Annotated in this window: 15 protein-coding genes and 1 pseudogene; 9 read left to right on the forward strand and 7 right to left on the reverse strand. The window is 62.1% G+C overall.

Translation table 11 applies throughout. From position 1 onward, the window contains the following. The first annotated feature begins 25 nt into the window (after positions 1-25). Entirely contained in the window at positions 26-997 is a 972-nt protein-coding gene (locus tag OKW98_RS20210) for a transposase (protein WP_265386366.1), read from the forward strand. Positions 998-1,608: 611 nt separating this feature from the next. On the opposite strand, the pseudogene OKW98_RS20215 reads toward OKW98_RS20210, so the two are convergent. Next, positions 1,609-1,998 (reverse strand): annotated as a pseudogene (locus OKW98_RS20215) (IS110 family transposase); the annotation flags it as partial. A 738-nt stretch (positions 1,999-2,736) separates the two neighbouring features. Continuing rightward, entirely contained in the window at positions 2,737-4,863 is a 2,127-nt protein-coding gene (locus tag OKW98_RS20220) for a TonB-dependent siderophore receptor (RefSeq protein ID WP_265389792.1), read from the reverse strand. 268 nt (positions 4,864-5,131) lie between these two features. Here OKW98_RS20220 and OKW98_RS20225 point away from each other — a divergent pair, with 268 nt between their 5' ends. Together OKW98_RS20225 and OKW98_RS20230 are read left to right on the forward strand one after the other, a co-directional pair. Then, a complete protein-coding gene (locus OKW98_RS20225) occupies positions 5,132-7,297 on the forward strand; it encodes an outer membrane assembly lipoprotein YfiO (protein WP_265386367.1) in 2,166 nt (721 codons plus the stop codon). Further along, positions 7,297-8,037, forward strand: a complete 741-nt coding sequence (locus tag OKW98_RS20230; RefSeq protein WP_265386368.1) for a DUF3142 domain-containing protein — start codon at positions 7,297-7,299, stop codon at positions 8,035-8,037. The genes OKW98_RS20225 and OKW98_RS20230 overlap by 1 nt, the downstream gene beginning before the upstream one ends. Positions 8,038-8,364: 327 nt before the next feature. Here OKW98_RS20230 and OKW98_RS20235 read toward each other — a convergent pair whose 3' ends face one another. The 3 genes from OKW98_RS20235 to OKW98_RS20245 are packed head-to-tail and all read right to left on the reverse strand — an operon-like array spanning position 8,365 to position 11,366. After that, entirely contained in the window at positions 8,365-8,682 is a 318-nt protein-coding gene (locus tag OKW98_RS20235) for a hypothetical protein (RefSeq protein WP_265386369.1), read from the reverse strand. After that, a complete protein-coding gene (locus tag OKW98_RS20240; RefSeq protein ID WP_265386370.1) occupies positions 8,679-10,043 on the reverse strand; it encodes an acyclic terpene utilization AtuA family protein in 1,365 nt (454 codons plus the stop codon). The genes OKW98_RS20235 and OKW98_RS20240 overlap by 4 nt, the downstream gene beginning before the upstream one ends. Beyond that, a complete protein-coding gene (locus tag OKW98_RS20245) occupies positions 10,044-11,366 on the reverse strand; it encodes a CitMHS family transporter (protein WP_416147455.1) in 1,323 nt (440 codons plus the stop codon). Between the two features lie 143 nt (positions 11,367-11,509). Between OKW98_RS20245 and OKW98_RS20250 the strand changes: the two genes are divergently transcribed. The 5 genes from OKW98_RS20250 (at position 11,510) to efeO (OKW98_RS20270) (ending at position 17,012) form a co-directional block, all read left to right on the forward strand. Continuing rightward, positions 11,510-12,403: a LysR family transcriptional regulator gene (locus tag OKW98_RS20250; protein WP_265386372.1), complete on the forward strand. Its 894-nt coding sequence runs from the start codon at positions 11,510-11,512 to the stop codon at positions 12,401-12,403. Between the two features lie 273 nt (positions 12,404-12,676). After that, complete coding sequence (efeU, locus tag OKW98_RS20255; RefSeq protein WP_265386373.1) at positions 12,677-13,558, forward strand: iron uptake transporter permease EfeU; 882 nt, start codon at positions 12,677-12,679, stop codon at positions 13,556-13,558. A gap of 8 nt (positions 13,559-13,566) precedes the next feature. After that, positions 13,567-14,778 carry an iron uptake system protein EfeO gene (gene efeO, locus OKW98_RS20260; protein ID WP_265386374.1) on the forward strand — a complete coding sequence of 404 codons (1,212 nt, stop codon included), beginning with the start codon at positions 13,567-13,569 and terminating at the stop codon, positions 14,776-14,778. A 65-nt stretch (positions 14,779-14,843) separates the two neighbouring features. Then, on the forward strand, positions 14,844-16,160 hold the full coding sequence (gene efeB / locus OKW98_RS20265; RefSeq protein ID WP_265386375.1) for an iron uptake transporter deferrochelatase/peroxidase subunit: 1,317 nt from the start codon (positions 14,844-14,846) through the stop codon (positions 16,158-16,160). 27 nt (positions 16,161-16,187) lie between these two features. Continuing rightward, complete coding sequence (gene efeO, locus OKW98_RS20270; RefSeq protein ID WP_265386376.1) at positions 16,188-17,012, forward strand: iron uptake system protein EfeO; 825 nt, start codon at positions 16,188-16,190, stop codon at positions 17,010-17,012. A 780-nt stretch (positions 17,013-17,792) separates the two neighbouring features. On the opposite strand, the gene OKW98_RS20275 is transcribed toward efeO (OKW98_RS20270), so the two are convergent. Further along, positions 17,793-18,434 carry an HD domain-containing protein gene (locus OKW98_RS20275; protein ID WP_265389793.1) on the reverse strand — a complete coding sequence of 214 codons (642 nt, stop codon included), beginning with the start codon at positions 18,432-18,434 and terminating at the stop codon, positions 17,793-17,795. A gap of 306 nt (positions 18,435-18,740) precedes the next feature. On the opposite strand from OKW98_RS20275, the gene rarD reads away from it, so the two are divergent. Next, positions 18,741-19,625: an EamA family transporter RarD gene (gene rarD, locus OKW98_RS20280; RefSeq protein WP_265386377.1), complete on the forward strand. Its 885-nt coding sequence runs from the start codon at positions 18,741-18,743 to the stop codon at positions 19,623-19,625. A gap of 24 nt (positions 19,626-19,649) precedes the next feature. Here the strand turns inward: rarD and zapE are convergent, their stop codons facing one another. Further along, entirely contained in the window at positions 19,650-20,771 is a 1,122-nt protein-coding gene (zapE, locus tag OKW98_RS20285; RefSeq protein ID WP_265386378.1) for a cell division protein ZapE, read from the reverse strand. Between the last annotated feature and the right edge of the window lie 4 nt (positions 20,772-20,775).

Below are 20,775 nucleotides of genomic sequence, written 5' to 3' on the forward strand. Positions count from 1 at the left end.
ATCTTCAGTTGAAAAGGAGAACAGCATGTCTGCATTCGTTGGCGTTGACATGGCCAAGAATACTTTTGATGTTGCAACGCCGTTGGACAATGGCAAACACCGCACCAAGGGCAAGTTGAGCAATGATGCCAAGGGATTTGCCGAGTTCGAGTCCTGGCTCCAGAAGCATGCCACCGCGGATGCGCTGATTGTCATTGAGGCCACGGGTAACTACCACGAAGCGCTGGCAGATTTCCTTTTTCAAAAGGGATATCGGCTTCATATCGCGAACCCAGCCACCACCGCCGCTCATGCCAAGTCGGAGTTGTCACGCAACAAGACTGACAAGACTGATGCCAAACTCATCTCCGATTTCGCCATGCAGAAGCATCGCAAGCTAAGGCTTTGGGTGCCTGAGCCACAGTCGCGGCGCCGTCTGAGGGCGTTGGTCCGCCGTCTGGAAGATCTCAACGAGATCCGTCAGATGGAGAAAAACCGCCTGGAAGTTGCCAGCCCGAACGTCGTAACGTCGATCGAATCGGTGATTGCTCATGTCTCGGAAGAAATCACCGAAACCGAAAAAGCGATCAAGCAGCACATCGACGATGATCCTGACCTGCGCGGCAAGAGCGAGTTGATGACCTCCATTGATGGCATAGGCGAGAAAACTGCCGCGCTGATCCTCGCGGAACTGGGAGACCCTCTGGATTACGAGGGACCGAAAAAGCTCTCTGCCTTCGCTGGATTGTCGCCCAGACAGGACCGTTCTGGAGGTTACGTGGGTGCAACCCGCATTAGCCGAACCGGCTCGTCGCGGCTCAGGGGCGGCCTTTACATGCCCGCGATCGTAGGAATTCAACACAATGAGGTGCTGAGCGAGTTCGCCAAGAGATTGAAGGCGAACGGAAAGGCTCCCAAGCAAGTTATCTGTGCAGTGATGCGCAAGATGTTGCACCTGATCTATGGCGTGCTTAAGAGCAACAAGCCATTCGACCCTGGAATTGCTTTGGCCGCTTGAAGGCTGATCGACTAGGACTTGGATGGCCAGGTTGTCGCTGCCGTGTGAGCTGCGGAGGTACCTTCGTGCCTGCCTGAAAGCAGCAGCGCTAACGCGCTGCTGGGGTTGCAGTCGGGACTTCAAGACGATATCTATGTATGGACTCGCCTCCACTGTCTACCCGCTTGTGATCGTCCCCACGCTCTGCGTGGGGATGCATCCTGTGACGCTCCGCGTCAATCCCACGAGCCTGAATGCGCGTCGTCCGTTGGGCGCCGAGCGTCCGGGGCGGCGTTACCACGCGGAGCGTGGGAACGATCGAATGTCAGCGTCTGAACGGGCCTGTTCCCGGCTAAAGCCGGTCCTACAAAACACCGCGTTCCGTCTGTGGGACCGGCTTCAGCCGGGAAGCTGTTGATCTGCTCTACGCTTTTGATCTTCCTACGCGAAAAGCCCAGTCACCACCAAGCGCGACTTGGGTGCAGGCTGAACGCAGGTCTCGCGCAGTGGGCCGAACGGCACGGATGCCGCGAGAGCCGCCCCCCGCCATGGATGGCGGATGGCGGCGGGCCCACGGAGCGGGACCGGAGTGAAGGAACCCTGACGAAGGAAGGGCCCAACCGAGAGCAGGCACTTTTGATGGGCACCGCCGAGACTCTGCTGTCGCGGCCCGCGCGCAATATTGCGAGCGCATCGTTGCGATCATTCTTGGCGCCGCTGCGATGATCAGCGACGCGCCCGGCTGGAAGAATTCGTGCCAGATTGCCCTGATCTTGCAGCTGCCGCGCCCAGGCTTGAGCGCCCGGACCGGTTTCCATGAGAACGACAACGTGCGGTTCGAGATTGCACAAAAATGCGTAGAAGGCTTCTCGTGACTTGATCCGCTCCTCATAGAGCACCTGGCCCAAGGCATCTTCACCAGCGATCTGAAAGACCCGCTTGGCAAGATCAATCGCCACGGTGGTGCATGCCGGGAGATCGGATGAAGACAGAGACCGATTAACCGTCGTATGCTTTTTCATGGACTCGCCCTCGCTGTCGTTGGCTGTTTAGACTGCCACCGTGGCGCATTGACGCCTCGGCCTGGGCGAGTCCATCCAATTACAGTGGATCTCGGCACGGCCCGGAATCAGCGGCGATTGCAAATACGTGGGACTGTGATCGTCCCCACGCTCCGCGTGGGGATGCATCCTGTGACGCTCCGCGTCACTCCCCCTCGCCTGAATGCCCGTCGTCCGCTGGACGCAAAGCGCCCGGGGCGGCGTTACCACGCACAGCGAGGGAACGATCGAATGTCACCGTCTGAACGGGCCTCTTCCCGGCTAAAGCCGGTCCCACTAAAAGCAACGAGTGCCGTCAATGGGAATGGCCTGTTCCCTGCTACAGCCGGTCATATAAAAGCACTGCGTACACTTCGTAGGACCGGCTTCAGCCGGGAAGCCGTTGATCTGCTCTACGCTTTTGATCTTCCTACGCAAAAAGTCCAGACGACACCCATCGCGACTTGGGTGCAGGCTGAACGCAGGTCTCGCGCAGTGGGCCGAGCCGCATGGATGCGGCGAGAGCGCCGTCAGGACATGGATGTCCGTTCGGCGCGGGCCCACGGAGCGAGACCGGAGTGAAGGAACCCTGACGAAGGAAGGGCCCAACCGAGAGCAAGCACCCTTGGTTACTTGGGGTGCTTTTCCAAGTAACTCGCCGAAGGCGAAACCCGAGGCCGTTAGGCCGACGCCCTTGATCTTGATCTTGATCTTGAAAAATCAAAAATCCAGCTTCACCCGTGCCACCAACTGCCGCGGCTCACCGATCGAAATAGCCGGCGATCCCAGCCCACTCGCCGAGGTGTAGTACTTCTCGTCGAATACATTCTTCAGATTCAACTGCAGCGTCACATCCCGCTCGTCCAGCTTCACCTTATAAGCCACAAACGCATCGGCGACTTTCGACGACGGCAGGTAATACTCCTTCCCCGCGCCATCGTTCACACCCCAACGGCTGGCAAACCGCGCACCGGCACCCGCGCGCAGATCACCCACGCCAACGTGGCCGAAGTCACGGGTCAGGTACACCGCACCAGTGTGCTTCGACACACCATCCAGCGGCTCGCCCTTGAGGATCGGGTCCTCCAGCACTTTCGTGTCGGTGTACGCGTAGCTGCCGGTCACGCTCCAGAACTCGTTCAACTGCCCGGTGATGTCCGCTTCCAGCCCGCGCGAGCGCACCTCGCCGGACACTCGCGTGCAGGTCTCGGTGCCGCACGCTTCGCTGGTCTGCACGTTCTGCTTGTTGATGTTGAACAGCGCCACTGTCGCGGTGATCGCGTCGTTCTGGAACTTGGTGCCGATTTCGTAAGCCTTGCCCTCCTCCGGCGGCAGGTCGCCGATCGGCGAAGCAATCGACGTGTTCGGGCGGAACGACTCGGTGTAGCTGCCGTACACCGACCAGTCCGGCTGGATCAGGTACACCAGCCCGACGCGGGGCACGACTTTGCTGTCCTTTACATCTGCACCGACTACGAACGGCCGGCCCTTGCCGGTCAGCTCGTCGAAGGCGTCATAGCGCAGGCCGGTCTGCAGAATCCACTTCTCACCCAAGTGCATGGCGTCCTGAACGAAGAACGCGTGGGTGCGCAGGTGATCGGTCTGGTCGCTCTGGGCGGCATTGACCGTAGTCGGTTGCTGAGTGACGCCATACACCGGCGCGTTGTAATTGAAGTCGACCTTGTTGGTACTGCGGTACAGGTCGCCCAGGTCCCGGTCGTTCTTCATGTAATCGGCGCCGATCAGCACTTCGTGGCGCACATCGCCCCAGTACAGATTGCCGAGCGCGCTGACGGTGGCGGTGTGGGCGAACTGCACCGCATCGCGGGTGGCGTCACCGCGACGGGTGACGGCGCCGGTGTTGTAGTTGGCCGAAATGAAGCGCGACTGGTAGTCGTTGTAGTAATTGCGGCTGTAGGCGTAGCCAGTGCGCAGGGTCCAGGTGTCGTTGAGGCGATGGTCCATGCGCAGGTCGAGGGAGTCGGAGCGCCCGGTGGTGACGTTGAACGGCTCGTCCAGACGCCGGCTGCGCGGGATGTCCAGGACCTTGCCGGTCTTGGGGTTGATCTGCGTGCCACGGTCGAAGGGCACCGAATATTCCATGTGCTCGTAGGCCACCGACACCGTCGTGTCGTCGCCGTACCAGGCCAGCGACGGCGCGATGACCGACTGATCGATGCTGCCGAAATTGCGCCAGTAATCGTAGTTCTGCTTGTCGGCGATCACCCGGTAGGCCAGGCCGTTGGTGCCGACCGGGCCGGTCAGGTCGATCTGCTCGCCGCCGCCGCCAAAGCTGCTGCCGAACGCAGAAATGGAACGGGCCTCGACCAACTCCGGTTTCTTTGTCACCACGTTGATCACGCCGCCCGGGTCCTGCACGCCGTAGAGCATCGACGCCGGGCCCTTGAGCACTTCGATGCGCTCAGTGGTCGGGGTAAAGTTACGCGCCCGCACCGATTGCATGCCGTCGCGCATGATCGAATTGTCGCGGTTGGTGCCGAAGCCGCGCTTCTGGATCGCGTCCTGGGTGCCGCCCAGGGTGTTGCCCTGCTTGACGCCGCTGACCGCATTGATCGCCTCGTCCAGGCTGGACGGCTGGCGGTCTTCGATGACCCGGTTGGTGACCACGTTGACGCTCTGCGGCACTTCCACCAGCGGCGCTTCGGTGCGCGTGGCCACGGTGGCCTTTCGCGCCTGATAGCTGTCGCGGCTGTGCTCGGTTTCGCTGACCTCTGGCTGGGACGTGGCGTCGATGTTGACCGCGTCCAGCTGCATTTCTTCAGCCCAGGCAACGGGGCTCATGCCCAGCGAGCACAACAGCGCCGTGGCTGAGCACATGCCCAACAACGATGCAGGACGAAGCACGGGAAAAGCGGGCACGCGAAAACCGGATTGAGCTGTCATGGAAGCAAGAACCTGAGGCGTCGAGAAGCGATGCGCCCGTTACGAAACGCATCTGATTCTCACTACACGGATGCCGACGGGGTTTACCTCACATGAATCTGAAAATAATTTTTTATCCAGGCGCCAGTTGCCCTCAGTGGATCAGGCGAAACACCCTGTATCATTCGCCGCGCGCTCCCCTCTTCTTACGTAGCGAAATCAAGGATTGTTCATGCGTATCCGCTCCCTGACTCCTCTTGCTTTGATCGTCGGCGCAACCCTCGGCGGCCAGGCCCAGGCCAGCAGTGATGACTCCTGCTACCCCAACTGGTCGCTGCTGCGCGATTCGCTGGACGTCTGCAACAACCTGCCCTTCCTCACGCCCGGCAACGACAGTCGGGTCAACCTGCGTCTGCTGCTGGCCGATCAGAAGTCGCTGACGCTCAAGCCCAACGCGCTGACCGAGCAGGAGCAGTCCGAAGGCTACGGCCTGGTGCCATTTGCGGCGTTCAGGTTGGCGAATGAGGAGATCGAGGGCGACGAAAGCGAAGAGTCGGGCGCCGCCGCCATGGCTGACCTGCTGGGCAAACTCGGCCTCAGTCGCGACAGTAACGACACCGCGGGCCAGGCCTTCCTGCAGGGCGAAGGCAGCCGCTGCCGCAGCAACCGCGATGAGAGCGCCGCTGATTTCATCGGCCAGTTGCTCGACACCGAAGGGTTGTCCGCCGCCGAGCGCCAATCCCTGGCCCGTGCCCGCCTGCAACTGCTGGAGGCGTGCACCTGGGAGGCGGACAAGCAGGCCAGCCTGTTGCCGACCGATGTTCAGTCGTCCGAAGCCAAAGCCTTCGTCGCTTACCTTCGCGCGGCATCGGACTTCTACAGCGGGCGCTTCAGCGACGCTGAAAACGGATTCACCGGCCTCGCCGACAGCACCCAGCCGTGGCTTAAGGAAACGGCGCTGTACATGGTCGCCCGCACCCGGCTCAACGCCGCGCAACAGGATGCGTTCGACGAATACGGCAGCCTCAAGGAAGACCACGATCGCGCCGCTTATGCCAGCGTCGGTCAAGCCATCGAGCATTACCTCAGCGCTTACCCCGACGGCCGCTACAGCCGCTCCGCCACCGGGTTGCTGCGCCGGGTCCATTGGCTGGCAGGGGACACCGACAAACTGGCTGCCGATTACACCTGGCAACTGACGCAAGCCGGCGAAGCCCGCGCGTCTGCCTCGCCGGAATCCTTGATTCAGGAAGCCGACAACAAGCTGCTGACCGCCCTGACCAACGCCACACCATCGCCGTTGATCACCGCGACCCATGACCTGATGATCATGCGGCCGCACCTGCCGAACCCACTGACCCGTGAACAGCTCGATGCGCAACAAGCGCTGTTCGCTCAGCAGCCGGCGATGTTCGACTATTTGCAGGCGGCCTTCGCGTTCTACGTCGACAACAATCCTGCCGAAGCGCTAAAGCGTCTGCCCAAAGACGTCCCCGAAAAAATGGATTATCTGGCCTTCAGTCAGCAGACCTTGCGCGGCCTGGCCCTGGAAGCGGGCAACGATATGCCTGCCGCCCAGACGCTGTGGCTGAAACTGCTGCCGCTGGCGCAACAACCTTTGCAGCGCGAACAACTGGAACTGGCGCTGGCAATGAACTACGAGCGCAGCGGGCAACTGGCCAAAGTGTTCGCCAGTGATTCGCCGATCCAGTCCGCCCAGTTGCGGCTGATTCTGCTGGGCAAAGTGGCCGATGCGCCGCTGCTGCGCCAGCAGATCGGTCAGGGCATCAGCGACGTCGAGAAGGCCACCGCGCAGTTCGTCCTGCTCTATAAGGAGCTGCGGCACAGCCAGTACGCCGCGTTCGCCGATGACTTGAAAGCCCTGCCGGACACGCCTGCGGACACTAAACTCGGCACCAGCCTGGGTTATGTCTACGGCGCCGGCCAGACGCTATCGTTGTTCCACTGGAACGGCGCCAAGGCCGAGTCGGGTTACGCCTGCCCGAGCATCGGCGAGATCGCCGCCCAGTTGCAGGCCAATGACAAGGACCCGAAAGGCCTGAACTGCCTGGGTGAGTTCATCCTGCGCAACGGCCTGGACGGGATGCCGCTGGATCAGAAGCCCGACGCGGGTGATCTGGGCAGCAGCGAACCCGGCTTCAAAGGCGCGGTGTTCTCGCGGCTGAACGGCTATCAGACCGTTATCGCCGACAGCAAGGCCGCGCGGGACGACAAGGCCTACGCCCTGTTCCGGGCGATCAACTGCTACGCGCCCGCCGGCTACAACAGCTGCGGCGGCAAGGACGTCGCGCCGGCGGTGCGCAAGGGCTGGTTCAAGCAACTGAAAACCGCCTACGGCGCCACCAGCTGGGGCAAATCGCTGCAGTATTACTGGTGATGAGCACGCTGTTTCGCTGGCGGGGGCTTGCCGGCGGATTGATCGGTTTGCTCATTACAGGCTTGAGCAGCGGCACCACCTCGGCAGCGGTGGACGCCCGCGAGCATGATGCCTTCTGGTTGTGGAGCGGCGTGGCAACGCAGCCGGTGCTGGATCGCGCGAAGACCCTGTACGTGTTGCAGGGCCAGATCAGCGCAACCCGTCGTGATCGGCAAACGGCAGTGCTGATAGCCCAAGGGATGAGCGTGACGCGTTTGCCCCAGCGGGAGGTGTGGATCGTCTACCGCGCCCACACCCTGCGCTGGCCCGAGCCGGTTTACAGACAGCTACTGGGCCAGGTGCAACGCTGGCGGGACACGGGCACGGCGGTTGCCGGCGTGCAGATCGATTTCGATGCGCGCACCCGTTATCTGCAGGACTACGTGGTGTTTCTCAAGGACCTGCGCCAGCGCCTGCCGCCTGAGGTGAAGCTGAGCATCACCGGGTTGATGGACTGGAGCAGCAACGCGGATTCGCAGGCGATCGGCGCGTTGAAAGGCGTGGTCGATGAAGTGGTGGTGCAGACCTACCAGGGACGCCACAGCATCCCCGACTACGCCGCTTACCTGCCACGCATCAGCCGGATGGGCCTGCCGTTCAGGATCGGTCTGGTGCAGGCCGGCGAATGGCAAGCGCCCCGGTATTTGCAGGACAGCCCGTGGTTTCGCGGGTATGTGGTGTTTTTGCTGAATCAGAAGTGACAAAAGTCCGCGTCGAAATGCAAAACCCTGCATGAGCGCGCTTGCCCGCGAACGCGTACTGCCTGTAACGAATCCATTGCCTGACACACCGCCTTCGCGGGCAAGCGCGCTCCTACAGTTTGATTTCATCCAACCGAGCTATCGCGTCGACCGCCGTTCATTGATTGTGGGTCCATCCGCCCAATGCGCCGTGATCAATGGCCTCTTCCCGGCTAAAGCCGGTCCTACAAAAATTGCGGTTCGCGCCGGGACCATTGGCACACCGCGCATCCCGTAGGACCGGCTTCAGCCGGGAAAGCGTCAGGCGCCACACCGCAAAACAAGATTTCAAACCTCAAGATCCAGCAACGCCGCCCCCAGCGCTTTGCCGTGGGCATCGAGGGCGAGTGATCGTGTGACGCCGCCCTTCAGAATGCCCGGCAGCACAAAATTCAGCGCACCCACCTTCGGCAGTTCATACCGAAGCACCCGCGAGGCATCGTCCCCCAGCAGTTCGGCGAAATGCTCAGCCACCCGCTCGACCGTCAGCGCCTGCAGCAATCGCGGGTAGTCTTCGGGCTTGAAGGCGATAACCGAAATGTTCGAGGTGTCGCCTTTGTCACCGGTTCGGGAATGGGCCAGTTCGCGCAATTTCATGGTGCTCACGATGCGTCCTCCAGATGAACCTGCGCCTTGATGGCATCCCGCGGCATCAGCAGCGACGCCACCGCCACCACCTGGCGCACGCCCTTGGTTGCGCCGCCGCCGCCATAAGGTCCGTTGGTGTACAGAGTTTCGACTTCATTGCCGATGCGCACGGCCTCGGCCTTGTCTGCACAGCGCGCGGCGACCCGCAGGCGCACTTCCCACGGCTCGGCCGCTGCCCGCGATCCCAGCGCCCCACCGTGCAACGCGTCCACGCCGATCAGCTCGGCACGGACGTCATCGAAGACCACGCCGGTCAGCTGCAAACGCTCCAGGACCACGTCCCGCGCCAATTGCGCCCGGGCTAGGGCGCCGGGGCCGCCGTAGGAAATCTGCCCTTCGCCGATCCAGCCGTCGAGATAACCGACCGAGACCTTGAGCGTCTGCGGACGCGCGCGGCCATCGGCGCCTTCCGCCCGCACTTCGTTGGTGGCGACTGGATGGAACGACACGCCGGAAAAATCCGCCGTCACGTCAGGGGTGAGGTACGCCGCAGGATCATGCACTTCATAAATCATCTGCTCGGTGCAGGTCGCCGTATCGATGCGCCCGCCGGAGCCGTCGACCTTGCTGATCACCGCCCTGCCCTCGGCGTCGACTTCAGCCAGGGGGAACCCGAGGCGCGCCAGATTCGGCACCTCCTTGACCCCCGGATCAGCAAAGTAGCCGCCGGTGATCTGCCCGGCGCATTCCAGCAAGTGGCCGATCAAGGTGCCGCGTCCCAGCCGCGTCCAGTCGTCTGCTGCCCAGCCGAACTCAAAGAGCTGCGGGGCGAGAAACAACGACGGATCAGCAACCCGACCGGTGATCACCACATCGGCATCGGCCTCCAGCGCCTCGACAATTCCCTGCGCGCCTAAATAAGCATTCGCCGAGATCAACCGGTCGCCTAGTGAAGCAATCGTCGCGCCGTTATCCAGCACCTGTTCAGGGCTCGCCTTTAAAACAGTAAGCACGTCATCCCCGGTCACCGCTGCGACCTTCAGCCCATGCAGCCCCAGTTCAACAGCGATGCGCCGCACTTCCCGCGCGGCCGCCAACGGATTGGCCGCGCCCATGTTGCTGATCAGCCGCAGCCGACGCTGCCCCGCTTCGCGCCCGCGCCCCAAGAACGGCAGCACGCGACGCATGCGCTCGCTCAGCAACGGGTCGAAACCGGCCTCCGGATCGCTGAGCCGGGCCTGCTGCGCCAGGGCAATGGTGCGCTCGGCGAGGCACTCGAAAACCAGGTAATCCAGCTCGCCCTTCTCGGCCAGTTCGACCGCAGGCTCAATGCGATCACCGGAATAACCGGCGCCAGAGCCGATACGTAATGTCTTCATTTAAAACACTCCCAGCAACAGTGCGGTCAGGGTCATCAGCACCGATGCGGCAAACAGAAACGGAATGGTAAAGCGCTGGTGGTCGGCCAGCTCGACCTTGCACAGCCCGACCAGCAGGAAGGTCGCCGGCGTCAACGGGCTGACCGGGAAGCCGGTGGTGTGCACGCCCAACAGCGACGCCTGGGCCACCTGAAGAGGATCGACGCCCAGGGAGCGGCCGACTTCAGCAATCACCGGCATCACGCCGAAGTAGAAGGAATCGGGGTCGAACAACAGGCTCAGCGGCATCGACAGGAAGCCCACCACCATCGGAATCAGCTTGCCGTGGCCGGCCGGGATCTGCGCCACAGCCACTTCGGCCATGGCCTTGAGCATGCCGGTGCCCTGCATGATCCCCGTGAACACCCCCGCCGCCAGAAGAATGCTGGCCATGGTCAGGGCGGTCTTGGCGTGGGCATCGATGCGCGCGCGCTGGGCGTCGACGTTGGGGTAGTTGATGCACAGCGCCAGCACCGTACCAACCATGAACATCACCACCGGGTCGACCCAGCCGGAGATCATTATCCCCATGACGGCGATGGTCAGCAGCAGGTTGAGCCAGAACAGACGCGGCCGACGCAGCACCGCTTCCTGCTCGGTCAGCACCCGCTGCGGCACCACATCGATGTGCTCGGCCGTGGTTTGAAAGCGGCCCAGCCCCAGGCGCTTTTCCTCACGCCGCCCGAGCATCCAGGCGCAGAAGAAGACAAACACCAGGCCAACGATCTGCACCGGAATCAGCGGCTGGAACAGGTCGGACACCGGCACATGCAAGGCCGCAGACGAGCGCAGCACCGGCCCGGTCCACGGCAGGAAATTCACCCCCGCCGCCATCGCCGCGACGCAGGCCAGAATCCTCCGGTCGATGCCCAGCCGTGTGTACAGCGGCAGCATCGCCGGGATCGTCACCAGAAAGGTCACCGCACCGGAGCCGTCGAGGTGCACCAGCAACGCCAAGAGGGCAGTGCCGACGACAATCCGCGTAGGACGCGTGCCCACGGTGCGCAGGATGCGGTCGATGATCGGGTCGAGCATGCCGGCGTCGGTCATTACCCCGAAGAACAGGATGGCGAACACGAACATGCCGACCACCGGGGCGACGTTTTTGATGCCGGTGATGATGAAGCCGCTGGTTTGCAGACCGAATCCGCCGATCAGCGCGGCGATGATGGGCAGGGCAATCAGGGCGACCAGGGGCGAGAGGCGCTTGCTCATGACGGCAGCGAGCAGGCAGAGGATGGTAATGACACCGAGGGTGGCGAGCATGGTTTGATCCTTCGTCATCCCTGACCGGCGGGCGGCGGGACGAGCTGTTGTTGTTTTCAGCGAGTATCGAAACGGGGGTAAGCTTTGTAAATTGAAATGTTCGGCGCTCTGCGTTCGGAAAAACCGAATCAGTGGGTGAAGCGAGCAATGGGAAAACAGCCATGAAGAACTCGATCCAGCACATCCGCGCCTTTCTGACGGTCGCCAACACGGGCAGCTTTGCCAAGGCGGCGCTGGAACTGAACCTGTCGCCGTCTGCCCTGACGGTGCAGGTCCAACAACTGGAGGAATGGCTCGGCGTCGCGTTGCTTGCGCGCAGCCCGCGCCAGGTCAGCCTGACCGCTGCCGGCCAGAACAATCGCGGGCCCATGGAGAAACTGCTGCTGGACCTGGACAACATCGTCAGCGGCTCGCGGGATCTGGCAGCGCTGCGCCGGGGCGTGGTGACCATCGCCGCCCTGCCCTCAATGTGTTCCGGCACGCTGCCGCCGATCCTGAAAGCCTTCCGCGAGCAATTCCCCGGCGTCGAAGTGCGCCTGCGGGACGTGGTCGCGCAGCGGATTGATGCGCTGGTGCGTGAGGGCGAAGTGGATTTCGGGCTGGGCGTGCGGGCACGCATGGGTCACGGGCTGGCGTTCGAGGTGGTGATGGTCGACCGGCTCAGTCTGTTCGTACCCGTTGATCATCCGCTGGCACAGGAGCGCTCGATCACCCTGCAGGCGCTGGCCGGACAGCCGATCATCCTCACCGGTCGCGACAGCAGCGTGCGCGAGCGGGTGGAACAGTTATTTGCCGAAGAAGGGCTTGTGCTGACGCCGGGGCTGGAAGCGAACTACATGTCGACGGTCATGGCGCTGGTGCGGCAAGGCCTGGGGATGACGTTGCTGCCGGAATCCGCCGACGAAGGCCGCGGCGATTTGACGCAGGTGCGGGTCGAGCATCCCGGGGTGTGTCGGGAGATCGGGCTGATTACCCGGACGGGTGTGAGCCTGAGCCCCGCAGCCCAGCGATTCGTCGAAACCATGAAGGACGCCCTGTCACCGCAACTACCGTAGGGGCCGGCTTGCTGGCGAATGGGCCGTCTTGGAGACGGATAGCGAATGACACACCGCGTTCGTCCGATCGCGGCCCGCAGCAAGCCGGCTATTACAGCCCGCGATTACCCGCGCCTGAACGGCAGCTGAACCCCTGCAACAGAAGCAGGGTTTTGCAAAAAAACCAGTACAGCCATTCAATAATGAGTATCATTATGTTACACAATGGCTGAATGCGAATGGCTACATGACGCATTCACGTCGCACACCCTACCAGATCTGCATCGGTGATAAATGCTCGTTCCTTTTTTGATCATGCTGCGCGAAGGGATTGAAGCCGCGCTTATCGTTGGCATCATTGCCAGTTACCTGAGACAGACCGGCCGTGGCGAGTGGATGCCCGCGGTGTGGATCGGCGTGTTTCTGGCTGTCGCGCTGGCGCTGTTCGTCGGCGGTGGCCTGGAGATGGTCAGCGCTGAATTTCCGCAAAAGCAGCAGGAACTGTTCGAAGGCATCGTAGGCCTCGTCGCCGTGGTGATCCTGAGTTCCATGGTTGTGTGGATGCGCAAAGTCGCACGCTCGGTCAAACATGACCTGCACCAGTCCCTGGACGCCGCGCTGGCCGGGTCGAGAAACCAGACCTACGCGCTGATCGGCATGGTGTTCTTCGCCGTCGCCCGTGAAAGCCTCGAAACCGTGTTCTTTCTGCTCGCTGTTTTCCAGCAGAGCGAAGGCGTGTCCGGTCCGCTGGGTGCGCTGTTCGGTCTGATCATTGCGGTGTGCATCGGCGTCGCCATCTACAAAGGCAGCATGCGTCTGAACCTGAGCAAGTTCTTCCGCTACACCGGCCTGTTCATCCTCGTCGTCGCGGCGGGCATTCTGTCCAATTCCGTGCGTTCGCTGCACGAAGCCGGGGTCTGGAACCACTTCCAGGACGTGGTCTTCGACATCAGCGCGATCCTGCCGATGGACGGCCCGACCGGCTCGGTGCTGGCCGGCATGTTCGGTTACCAGGATGCGCCGACCGTCAGCGTGCTGGTGGCGTACCTGGCTTACCTGGTCTTTGCGCTGGTCCTGTTCTTCAAGCCCCAGGCGCGGGTGGTGAGTCTGCCCACCCGCCCGGCCCATGAACACGGTCACACTTCTTCCGTTACGAATTCAGTTACGAACAAATAAGGGCACTCATGAACTCCACTGCCAACGGCCTTCCTCCCAAGAAAGCCAAGCCATCTCGCGCCTTGCAGTTCGCCGTTGCAGGTTCGGTGATTCTGATGATCGCGGCGGGCGCCATGTTTTATTTCGCCTCCCAGGCCGCGCAGCAAAAGCGCATCGCCAACAGCGGCAATGAAACCGTGGTGACCATCAACGCGAAGAGCTGCGAGCCGAATTCGATCACTGTGCCGGCCGGCAAGAACGCTTTCCGCATCGTCAACGCCTCGGATCGCGCCGTGGAATGGGAAATCCTCGACGGCGTGCTCGTGGTTGAAGAGCGCGAAAACATCGTTCCTGGCCTGAGCCAGATCATCAACGCCAACTTGCAGCCAGGCGACTACGCCATCACCTGCGGCCTGCTAAGCAACCCGCGCGGCACCCTGCACGTGACGCCGACCGCTGAGTCGGATGCCGCCGCCAAAGCGCGTCCGTCGATGGTCGCCTTCATCGGCCCGCTGTCCGAATACCGCGTCTACCTGAGCACCCAGAGCAGCGCGTTGATCCGCGCAGTGAATGATCTGCAGCAAGCCATCGACAGCGGCGATCTGGCCCAGGCACAAAAAGCCTACGCACCGGCCCGCGCTGCTTATCAGCGCATCGCCCCTGCCGCCCAACGTCTGTCCGAACTGGACAACGCTATCAACGCCCGCGCCGATTACTACGAAAAACGCGAGCAGGACCCGGGCTTCGGCGGCTTCCACCGCATCGAGTTCGGCCTGTTCTCGCAGAAATCCGTCGACGGCCTGACGCCGGTCGTGCAGAAGCTGCAAACCGACATCGCCAGCCTGAAACAGCAACTGCTGGCCCAGAGCATCGCCCCGGAACAACTGGCGAGCATGGTCGTGCGCAACATGCGCAGCATCGCCGAGGTGCGCAGCAACGGCGAAGAAGAACGCTACAGCCACCTCGACGTGAACGGTTTTGCCGCCAACCTGGAAGGCACGCGCAAGGTCATCGAGCTGCTGCGTCCGCTGCTGGCCAAGTCTTCCGGCGACGTGCTGAAAAAGATCGACACCGCGAGCACCGCACTGGATGACCAGTTGCTGATGCTCAAGACCGCCGACGGCTTCAAACCGTACGACCAGGTCAGCACCGAACAACGAAAACAAGTAGCAGACAAGGCCAAGGCACTGGCCGACGCACTCGATGGAATCGATCCGGCCCTCGGCCTCTCAGGCCTGTGAGCGTGCCCGGGCGGGCGCCCCATGCGCCCGCCTGGCCTTGAAACCAGAGCGAAGACAGCATTCACATGAAAGATTCCGATTCAAAAAACGCGCCGATCTCCACTGACCGTCGCCGCGTCCTGCTGGGCCTTGGCGCTGCGGGCGCAGCGGTGGCCGGTGCCAGCCTGACCGGTAACGCGTTCGCCGCCACCGCGCCGGCGCAGGTCACTGAAGCACCGAAAAGCGAAAAGACCCAGGACCACAACGCGTTCCACGGCCCGCACCAGAGCGGCATCGTCAACCCGCGCCCTACCGCCGGGATGATGGTCTCCTTCGACGTGTTGGCCCAGGATCGCGAAGACCTCGAACGCCTGTTCCGCACCTTGAACGAACGCATCGCGTTTCTGATGACTGGCGGCCCCGTGCCCCAGGTCGACCCGAAACTGCCACCGCTGGATTCCGGCATCCTCGGCCCGGTGGTCACGCCGGACAACCTGACCATTACCGTGTCGGTGGGTGAATCGCTGTTCGACGATCGTTTTGGTCTGGAAGCCGTCAAGCCCAAGCGTCTGCAGCGCATGGTCGGTTTCCCCAACGATGCGCTGGAGGCCGATTGCTGCCATGGCGACTTGAGCATCCAGTTCTGCTCGAACGCCCCGGACAGCAACATCCACGCCCTGCGCGACATCGTGAAAAACCTGCCGGACCTGCTGCTGGTGCGCTGGAAACAGGAAGGCACCGTGCCCGCCCAGGCCCCGCTGAAACCGGGCCAGCCGCCGGAAAGCGCGCGCAACTTCCTGGGTTTCCGCGATGGCTCGGCGAACCCCGATTCGAACAACCAGAAGACCATGAACGAGCTGGTCTGGGTGCAACCGGGCAGCGACGAACCGGCTTGGGCCGCCAACGGCAGCTACCAGGCGGTGCGCATCATCCGCAACTTCGTCGAGCGCTGGGACCGTACCCCACTGCAAGAACAGGAATCGATCATCGGCCGGGTCAAAACCACGGGCGCCCCGATGCATGGCAAGACCGAAGCCGACATTCCGAATTTCCAGAACGACCCCGAGGGCAAGGTCACCAAGCTGGACGCGCACATCCGCCTGGCCAACCCGCGTACGGCCGAGACCCAGCGCAACCTGATCCTGCGTCGCCCGTTCAACTACTCGAACGGCGTGAACAAGAACGGTCAGCTGGACATGGGTCTGCTGTTCATCTGCTATCAGGCGGATCTGGAGAAAGGCTTCATTACCGTGCAGACGCGCCTCAACGGCGAGCCGCTGGAGGAGTACCTCAAGCCGGTTGGCGGCGGGTATTTCTTCACCCTGCCGGGCGTGGTCGACAACAACGATTTCATTGGCCGGTCGCTATTGGCCGCCTCTGCTCAAACAACAAAAACTGCCTGACACCCCTTACCTCACAGGAAAAGCTCTATGAAAAAGTCGCCTCTCGCGTTGCTGCTTACCTTTGGCGTGTTGCAGACGTCGATGTCCGCGTTCGCCGCCACCGCGCCGCTGGACCTGGTCACGCCGGTTTCGGATTACAAGATCTACGTGACGGAAAACGTCGACACCCTGGCTGCCGACACGCAGAAGTTCACCGACGCGATCAACAAGGGCGATTTGGCGACGGCGAAAAAACTGTTCCCGACTACGCGTCTGTCTTATGAGTCGATCGAGCCGATTGCCGAGCTGTTCAGCGACCTGGACGCGTCGATCGACTCCCGCGAGGACGATCACGAGAACGGCGTGAAGGCCGACGATTTCACCGGTTTCCACCGTCTGGAATATGCGTTGTTTTCGCAGAACACCACCAAGGATCAGGGCGTGTTCGCGGACAAGCTGTTGGCTGATGTGAAAGAACTGCAGTCGCGTATCGCCAGCATCACCTTCCCGCCTGAGAAGGTCGTGGGCGGTGCTGCTGCGCTGATGGAAGAAGTGGCGGCGACGAAGCTGTCAGGCGAGGAAGATCGTTACAGCCACACCGATCTGTATGATTTCCAGGGCAACGTTGACGGTTCGAAGAAGATCGTTGATCTGTTCAAGCCGCAGCTGGAGCAGTCGGACAAGGCGTTCGTGGCGAAGGTGGAGAAGAACTTTGCGACCGTGGACAAGATCCTGGCGAAGTACAAGACCAAGGACGGTGGCTATGAGACGTACGATAAGGTGAAGGAGCAGGATCGCAAGGCGCTGGCAGGTCCGGTCAATACGTTGGCTGAAGATCTGTCGCAGATGCGCGGGAAATTGGGTCTGAACTGATTCGTCAGGTAGTGAAGAGCCCGCTTGCCGAGAGATCGGCAGGCGGGCTTTTTTGTTGTCGGGATTTAGAAACCAGATCCAGAGCATCTGCCTAACGGCAGATCGTTTCGCCTTCGGCGAGTTACTTGGAAAAGCACCCCAAGTAACCAAGGGTGCCTGCTCCTGGTTTGGCCCCTCGTTCCTCGGGGTTCCTTCACTCCGGTCCCGCTCCGTGGGCCCTGCGCTCAGCCTGCACCCAAGTCGCGATTGGTGTCGTCTGGACTTCCTGCGTAGGAAGATCAAAAGCGCGTTTAAAGCAGATCAAGGGCTTCCCGGCTGAAGCCGGTCCTACGGTGAACGCGGTGTTTGTAGGACTGGCTTCAGCCGGTAATGGACGCGGAGCGTCCTTAGATGCATACCCACGCGCAGCGTGGGCACGATCAGCACAAATGAGCGCGGTTTCTGTGGGACCGGCTTCAGCCGGGAAGCTTTTGATCTGCGGTTGATCTTGATCTTCATACACAGAAAGGCCAGACACCGCAGAACGCGACTTGGGTGCAGGCCGAACGCAGGTCTCGGTCCGTGGGCCGAGCGGCATGGATGCCGCGAGAGCCGCCCCCCGCCATGGATGGCGGATGGCGGCGGGCCCACGGAGCGAGACCGGAGTGAGGGAACCCGACGAAGTCGGGCCAAACCGAGAGCAGGCACCCTTGGTTACTTGGGGTGCTTTTCCAAGTAACTCGCCGAAGGCGAAACCCGAGGCCGTTAGGCCGACGCCCTTGATCTTGATCTTGATCTTGATCACCCAATCCAAGCCGACTGCCGAATGATCTCCACAAAATTAAGCGCCTTGAAAGAAGGATCCTCATCCACCAACACATCCACATTCACCGTACCAAACGTCGTATCGGGCTTATGCCTAAACCCATTGGCAAACGCACACAGAAGGCATTCCTTGAACCCCTCACCGCGCGGGTGAGCATGGGTCACCACCTCGCGCTGCTCATCACTGAACTGTGCGTAATGAATGCCCAGCACATCCATCTCCACGCCTGCCGTCACCAGCGCCACATTCGGCCGCAAATGCTCAGGCACGCCCGGCGTCGTGTGCAGCGCAATGGACAACCAGACCTGCTCCATATCCCCCTCGGACAACCCGAACGGCTGCATGAACGCCCGCGCCGCGTTGGCAGAATCCACCTCGAAACGCAGGTCCGCACTGCGATGCGGCGCCACCAGACCCAAATCATGAAACATCGCCCCGACGTAAAGCTGCTCGGCGTCGTAAGTCAGCCCCTTGCGCTCGCCCGTCAGCGCGCCCCACAAAAACACCCGGCGTGAATGATTGAACAACAGGTCATCTTCCTGCTCGCGGATGTACTCGGTGGTGGCGCGGGCCAGCGCGCTGTCGGGGATTTTGATACCGGCGATTGATTGAGTCATGGGAAGTCTCTCCAGCGGCCGCGCCGGTGTGGCGCGTTGCAGAGAAGTCTGGGTGACGGCGCAGACCGGCTCAATCGGCGCGCGGTCTCGTTCTCTGCCAAACGTGCATCGTTTACTGCCAGCCCACCTGCGGTTTACCAGATTGCTGCGGACCGACTGCACGACCTCGGATAAACTCTGCGCCGTTGCAGTGCGCCATGCCTCAAAAAGCGCCTCAAAAAGTGCCATCAAAGCGCGCCGTCAGAGCCCGCCGACAAAAGCATGCCTGCACCCCCAATCCTGATGCATCGAAAACAAGGAGCCCCTGTGTACAAGGGCGTTGCGTTATCGGTCATGGCCTCCTGCCTGTTCGCGGTCATGTACTACTACACCTCATTGCTCACGCCATTGAGCGGTGAAGAAATCTTCGGTTGGCGCATGCTGCTGACCCTGCCCTGCGTGACCCTGTTCATGCTCTCCAGCGGAGACTGGAAACTCGCCCGCGCCCTAGCCGTCCGGGTGCGCCAGACGCCTGCCCTGCTGGCGGGCATGGCGCTGTCGGCGACATTGATGGGCGCGCAGTTGTTGCTGTTCATGTGGGCGCCGCTGCATGGCCGCAGCCTGGAAGTATCACTGGGGTATTTTCTGCTGCCGCTGACCATGATCCTCACCGGCCGTGTGGTGTACGGCGAGCACCTGTCGCACCTGCAGAAAATCGCCGCCTGCTGCGCGCTGGTCGGGGTGGGCAACGAGCTGCTGCGCCTGGGCAGTTTTTCCTGGGAAACCCTGCTTGTCTGCCTGGGTTATCCGCTGTACTTCGTGCTGCGGCGCAAGCTCAAGACCGACAACCTCGGCGGGCTGTGGTGGGACATGCTGCTGATCCTGCCCGTCGCGGTGCTGTTCATCTGCCAGGGCAACCCGTCAGTGGTGGAACAATTCCCACGCTTCTATGTGCTGATTCCGGTATTGGGGGCGATCAGTGCGTCGGCATTGGTCAGCTACATTCGCGCCAGCCGCCTGTTGGCGTTCAGCGTGTTCGGCTTGCTGAGCTACGTTGAACCGGTGCTGCTGGTCGGCGTCGCCCTGCTGCTGGGCGAATCCATCGGCCGCGATGAATGGATGACCTACCTGCCCATCTGGCTGGCGGTCATGGTGCTGGTGGGAGAAGGCGCCAAACACGTGCTGGCCCAGCGGCGACGCAACAGCCTGTGAGTTGAAGTCTGCCCGTCAGCCGCGTCAGTGCCCGAAGCGTGCCAGCTGCATCTCCTGCAAGCGGCTCAACGTGCGCCGATACGCGAACGCCAGATAGCCTTCGGTGTACAGCTCGGCCATTGGCAGGGCGGCTTCGATGTACAGCGGCACCTTGCGGTCGTAGCACTCGTCGACCAGGGCGATGAAGCGCCGCACGCCATCGTCGTAGGGCGACAGCTGCGGCAGCTCGCGGTCCCCCGCCGTGACCTGTTCCACGCCATCCTCGGTACCACGGGCAATGCGCCCCTCGCGCTGGGGGGCGCTCAACGCCGGCACTTCACTTAACAAGACCGCTTTATAGCGATCGCACAGCTCGATGAAATCCATGGCCGCCAGCGGTTGCTCGCACAGGTCCGCATACCGGCACCAGATCACCGTTCGACTGCTGCGCACCACCGGCACATGGCGCCTCCCCAGCGGCACCGGCTGAATCGACACCGACTCACCGCCGCTCAGCGCCTCGAACACCTCGACCAGCGCGCTCGGCTGCGTCTGCGCCTTCACCCAATAACGCTGCTGCGCCTGACCGGGATGCAGCCGGTGGTCCTCTCCCCCGTCGACCGAGACCACCTCCATGAAGTGGTTGATCGCCGTGATCGCGGGCACGAAACGCTCGCGGTTATGACCCGTGGCGTACAACTGTTCGGGCAATTGATTGGAGGTGCACACCAGCACCACGCCCTCGTCGAACATCGCCCGCACCAGACCGCCGAGGATCACCGCATCGCCGATGTCGTTGACGAACAACTCGTCGAAGCACAGCACGCGCACGTCCCGGGCCAGCTCCCGGGCCAACACCTGCAGCGGTTTGGCCACGCCAGTGAGCTGGAACAGGCGCTGATGCACCCAACGCATGAAGTGATGAAAATGCTGGCGCCGGGCGGGGACCTGCAGGCTGTCGTAAAAACGGTCCATGAGCCAAGTCTTGCCGCGCCCCACCGGGCCCCACAGATAAACGCCTTTGACCGCGCCGCCTCGCTTGCCGTCGTTCAGCGCCTGCCAGCACGCCTGCAGGTGCAGCGCGGCAGTACGCTGGGCTTCGTCCGGCTGAAAACCCTGAGCATCAACGGCCTGCTGCCAGGCCTCAAGTGGAGACAGAACGGTCATCGAG

Origin of the sequence: Pseudomonas sp. KU26590 (genome assembly GCF_026153515.1) — a bacterium.
Lineage (GTDB): Bacteria > Pseudomonadota > Gammaproteobacteria > Pseudomonadales > Pseudomonadaceae > Aquipseudomonas.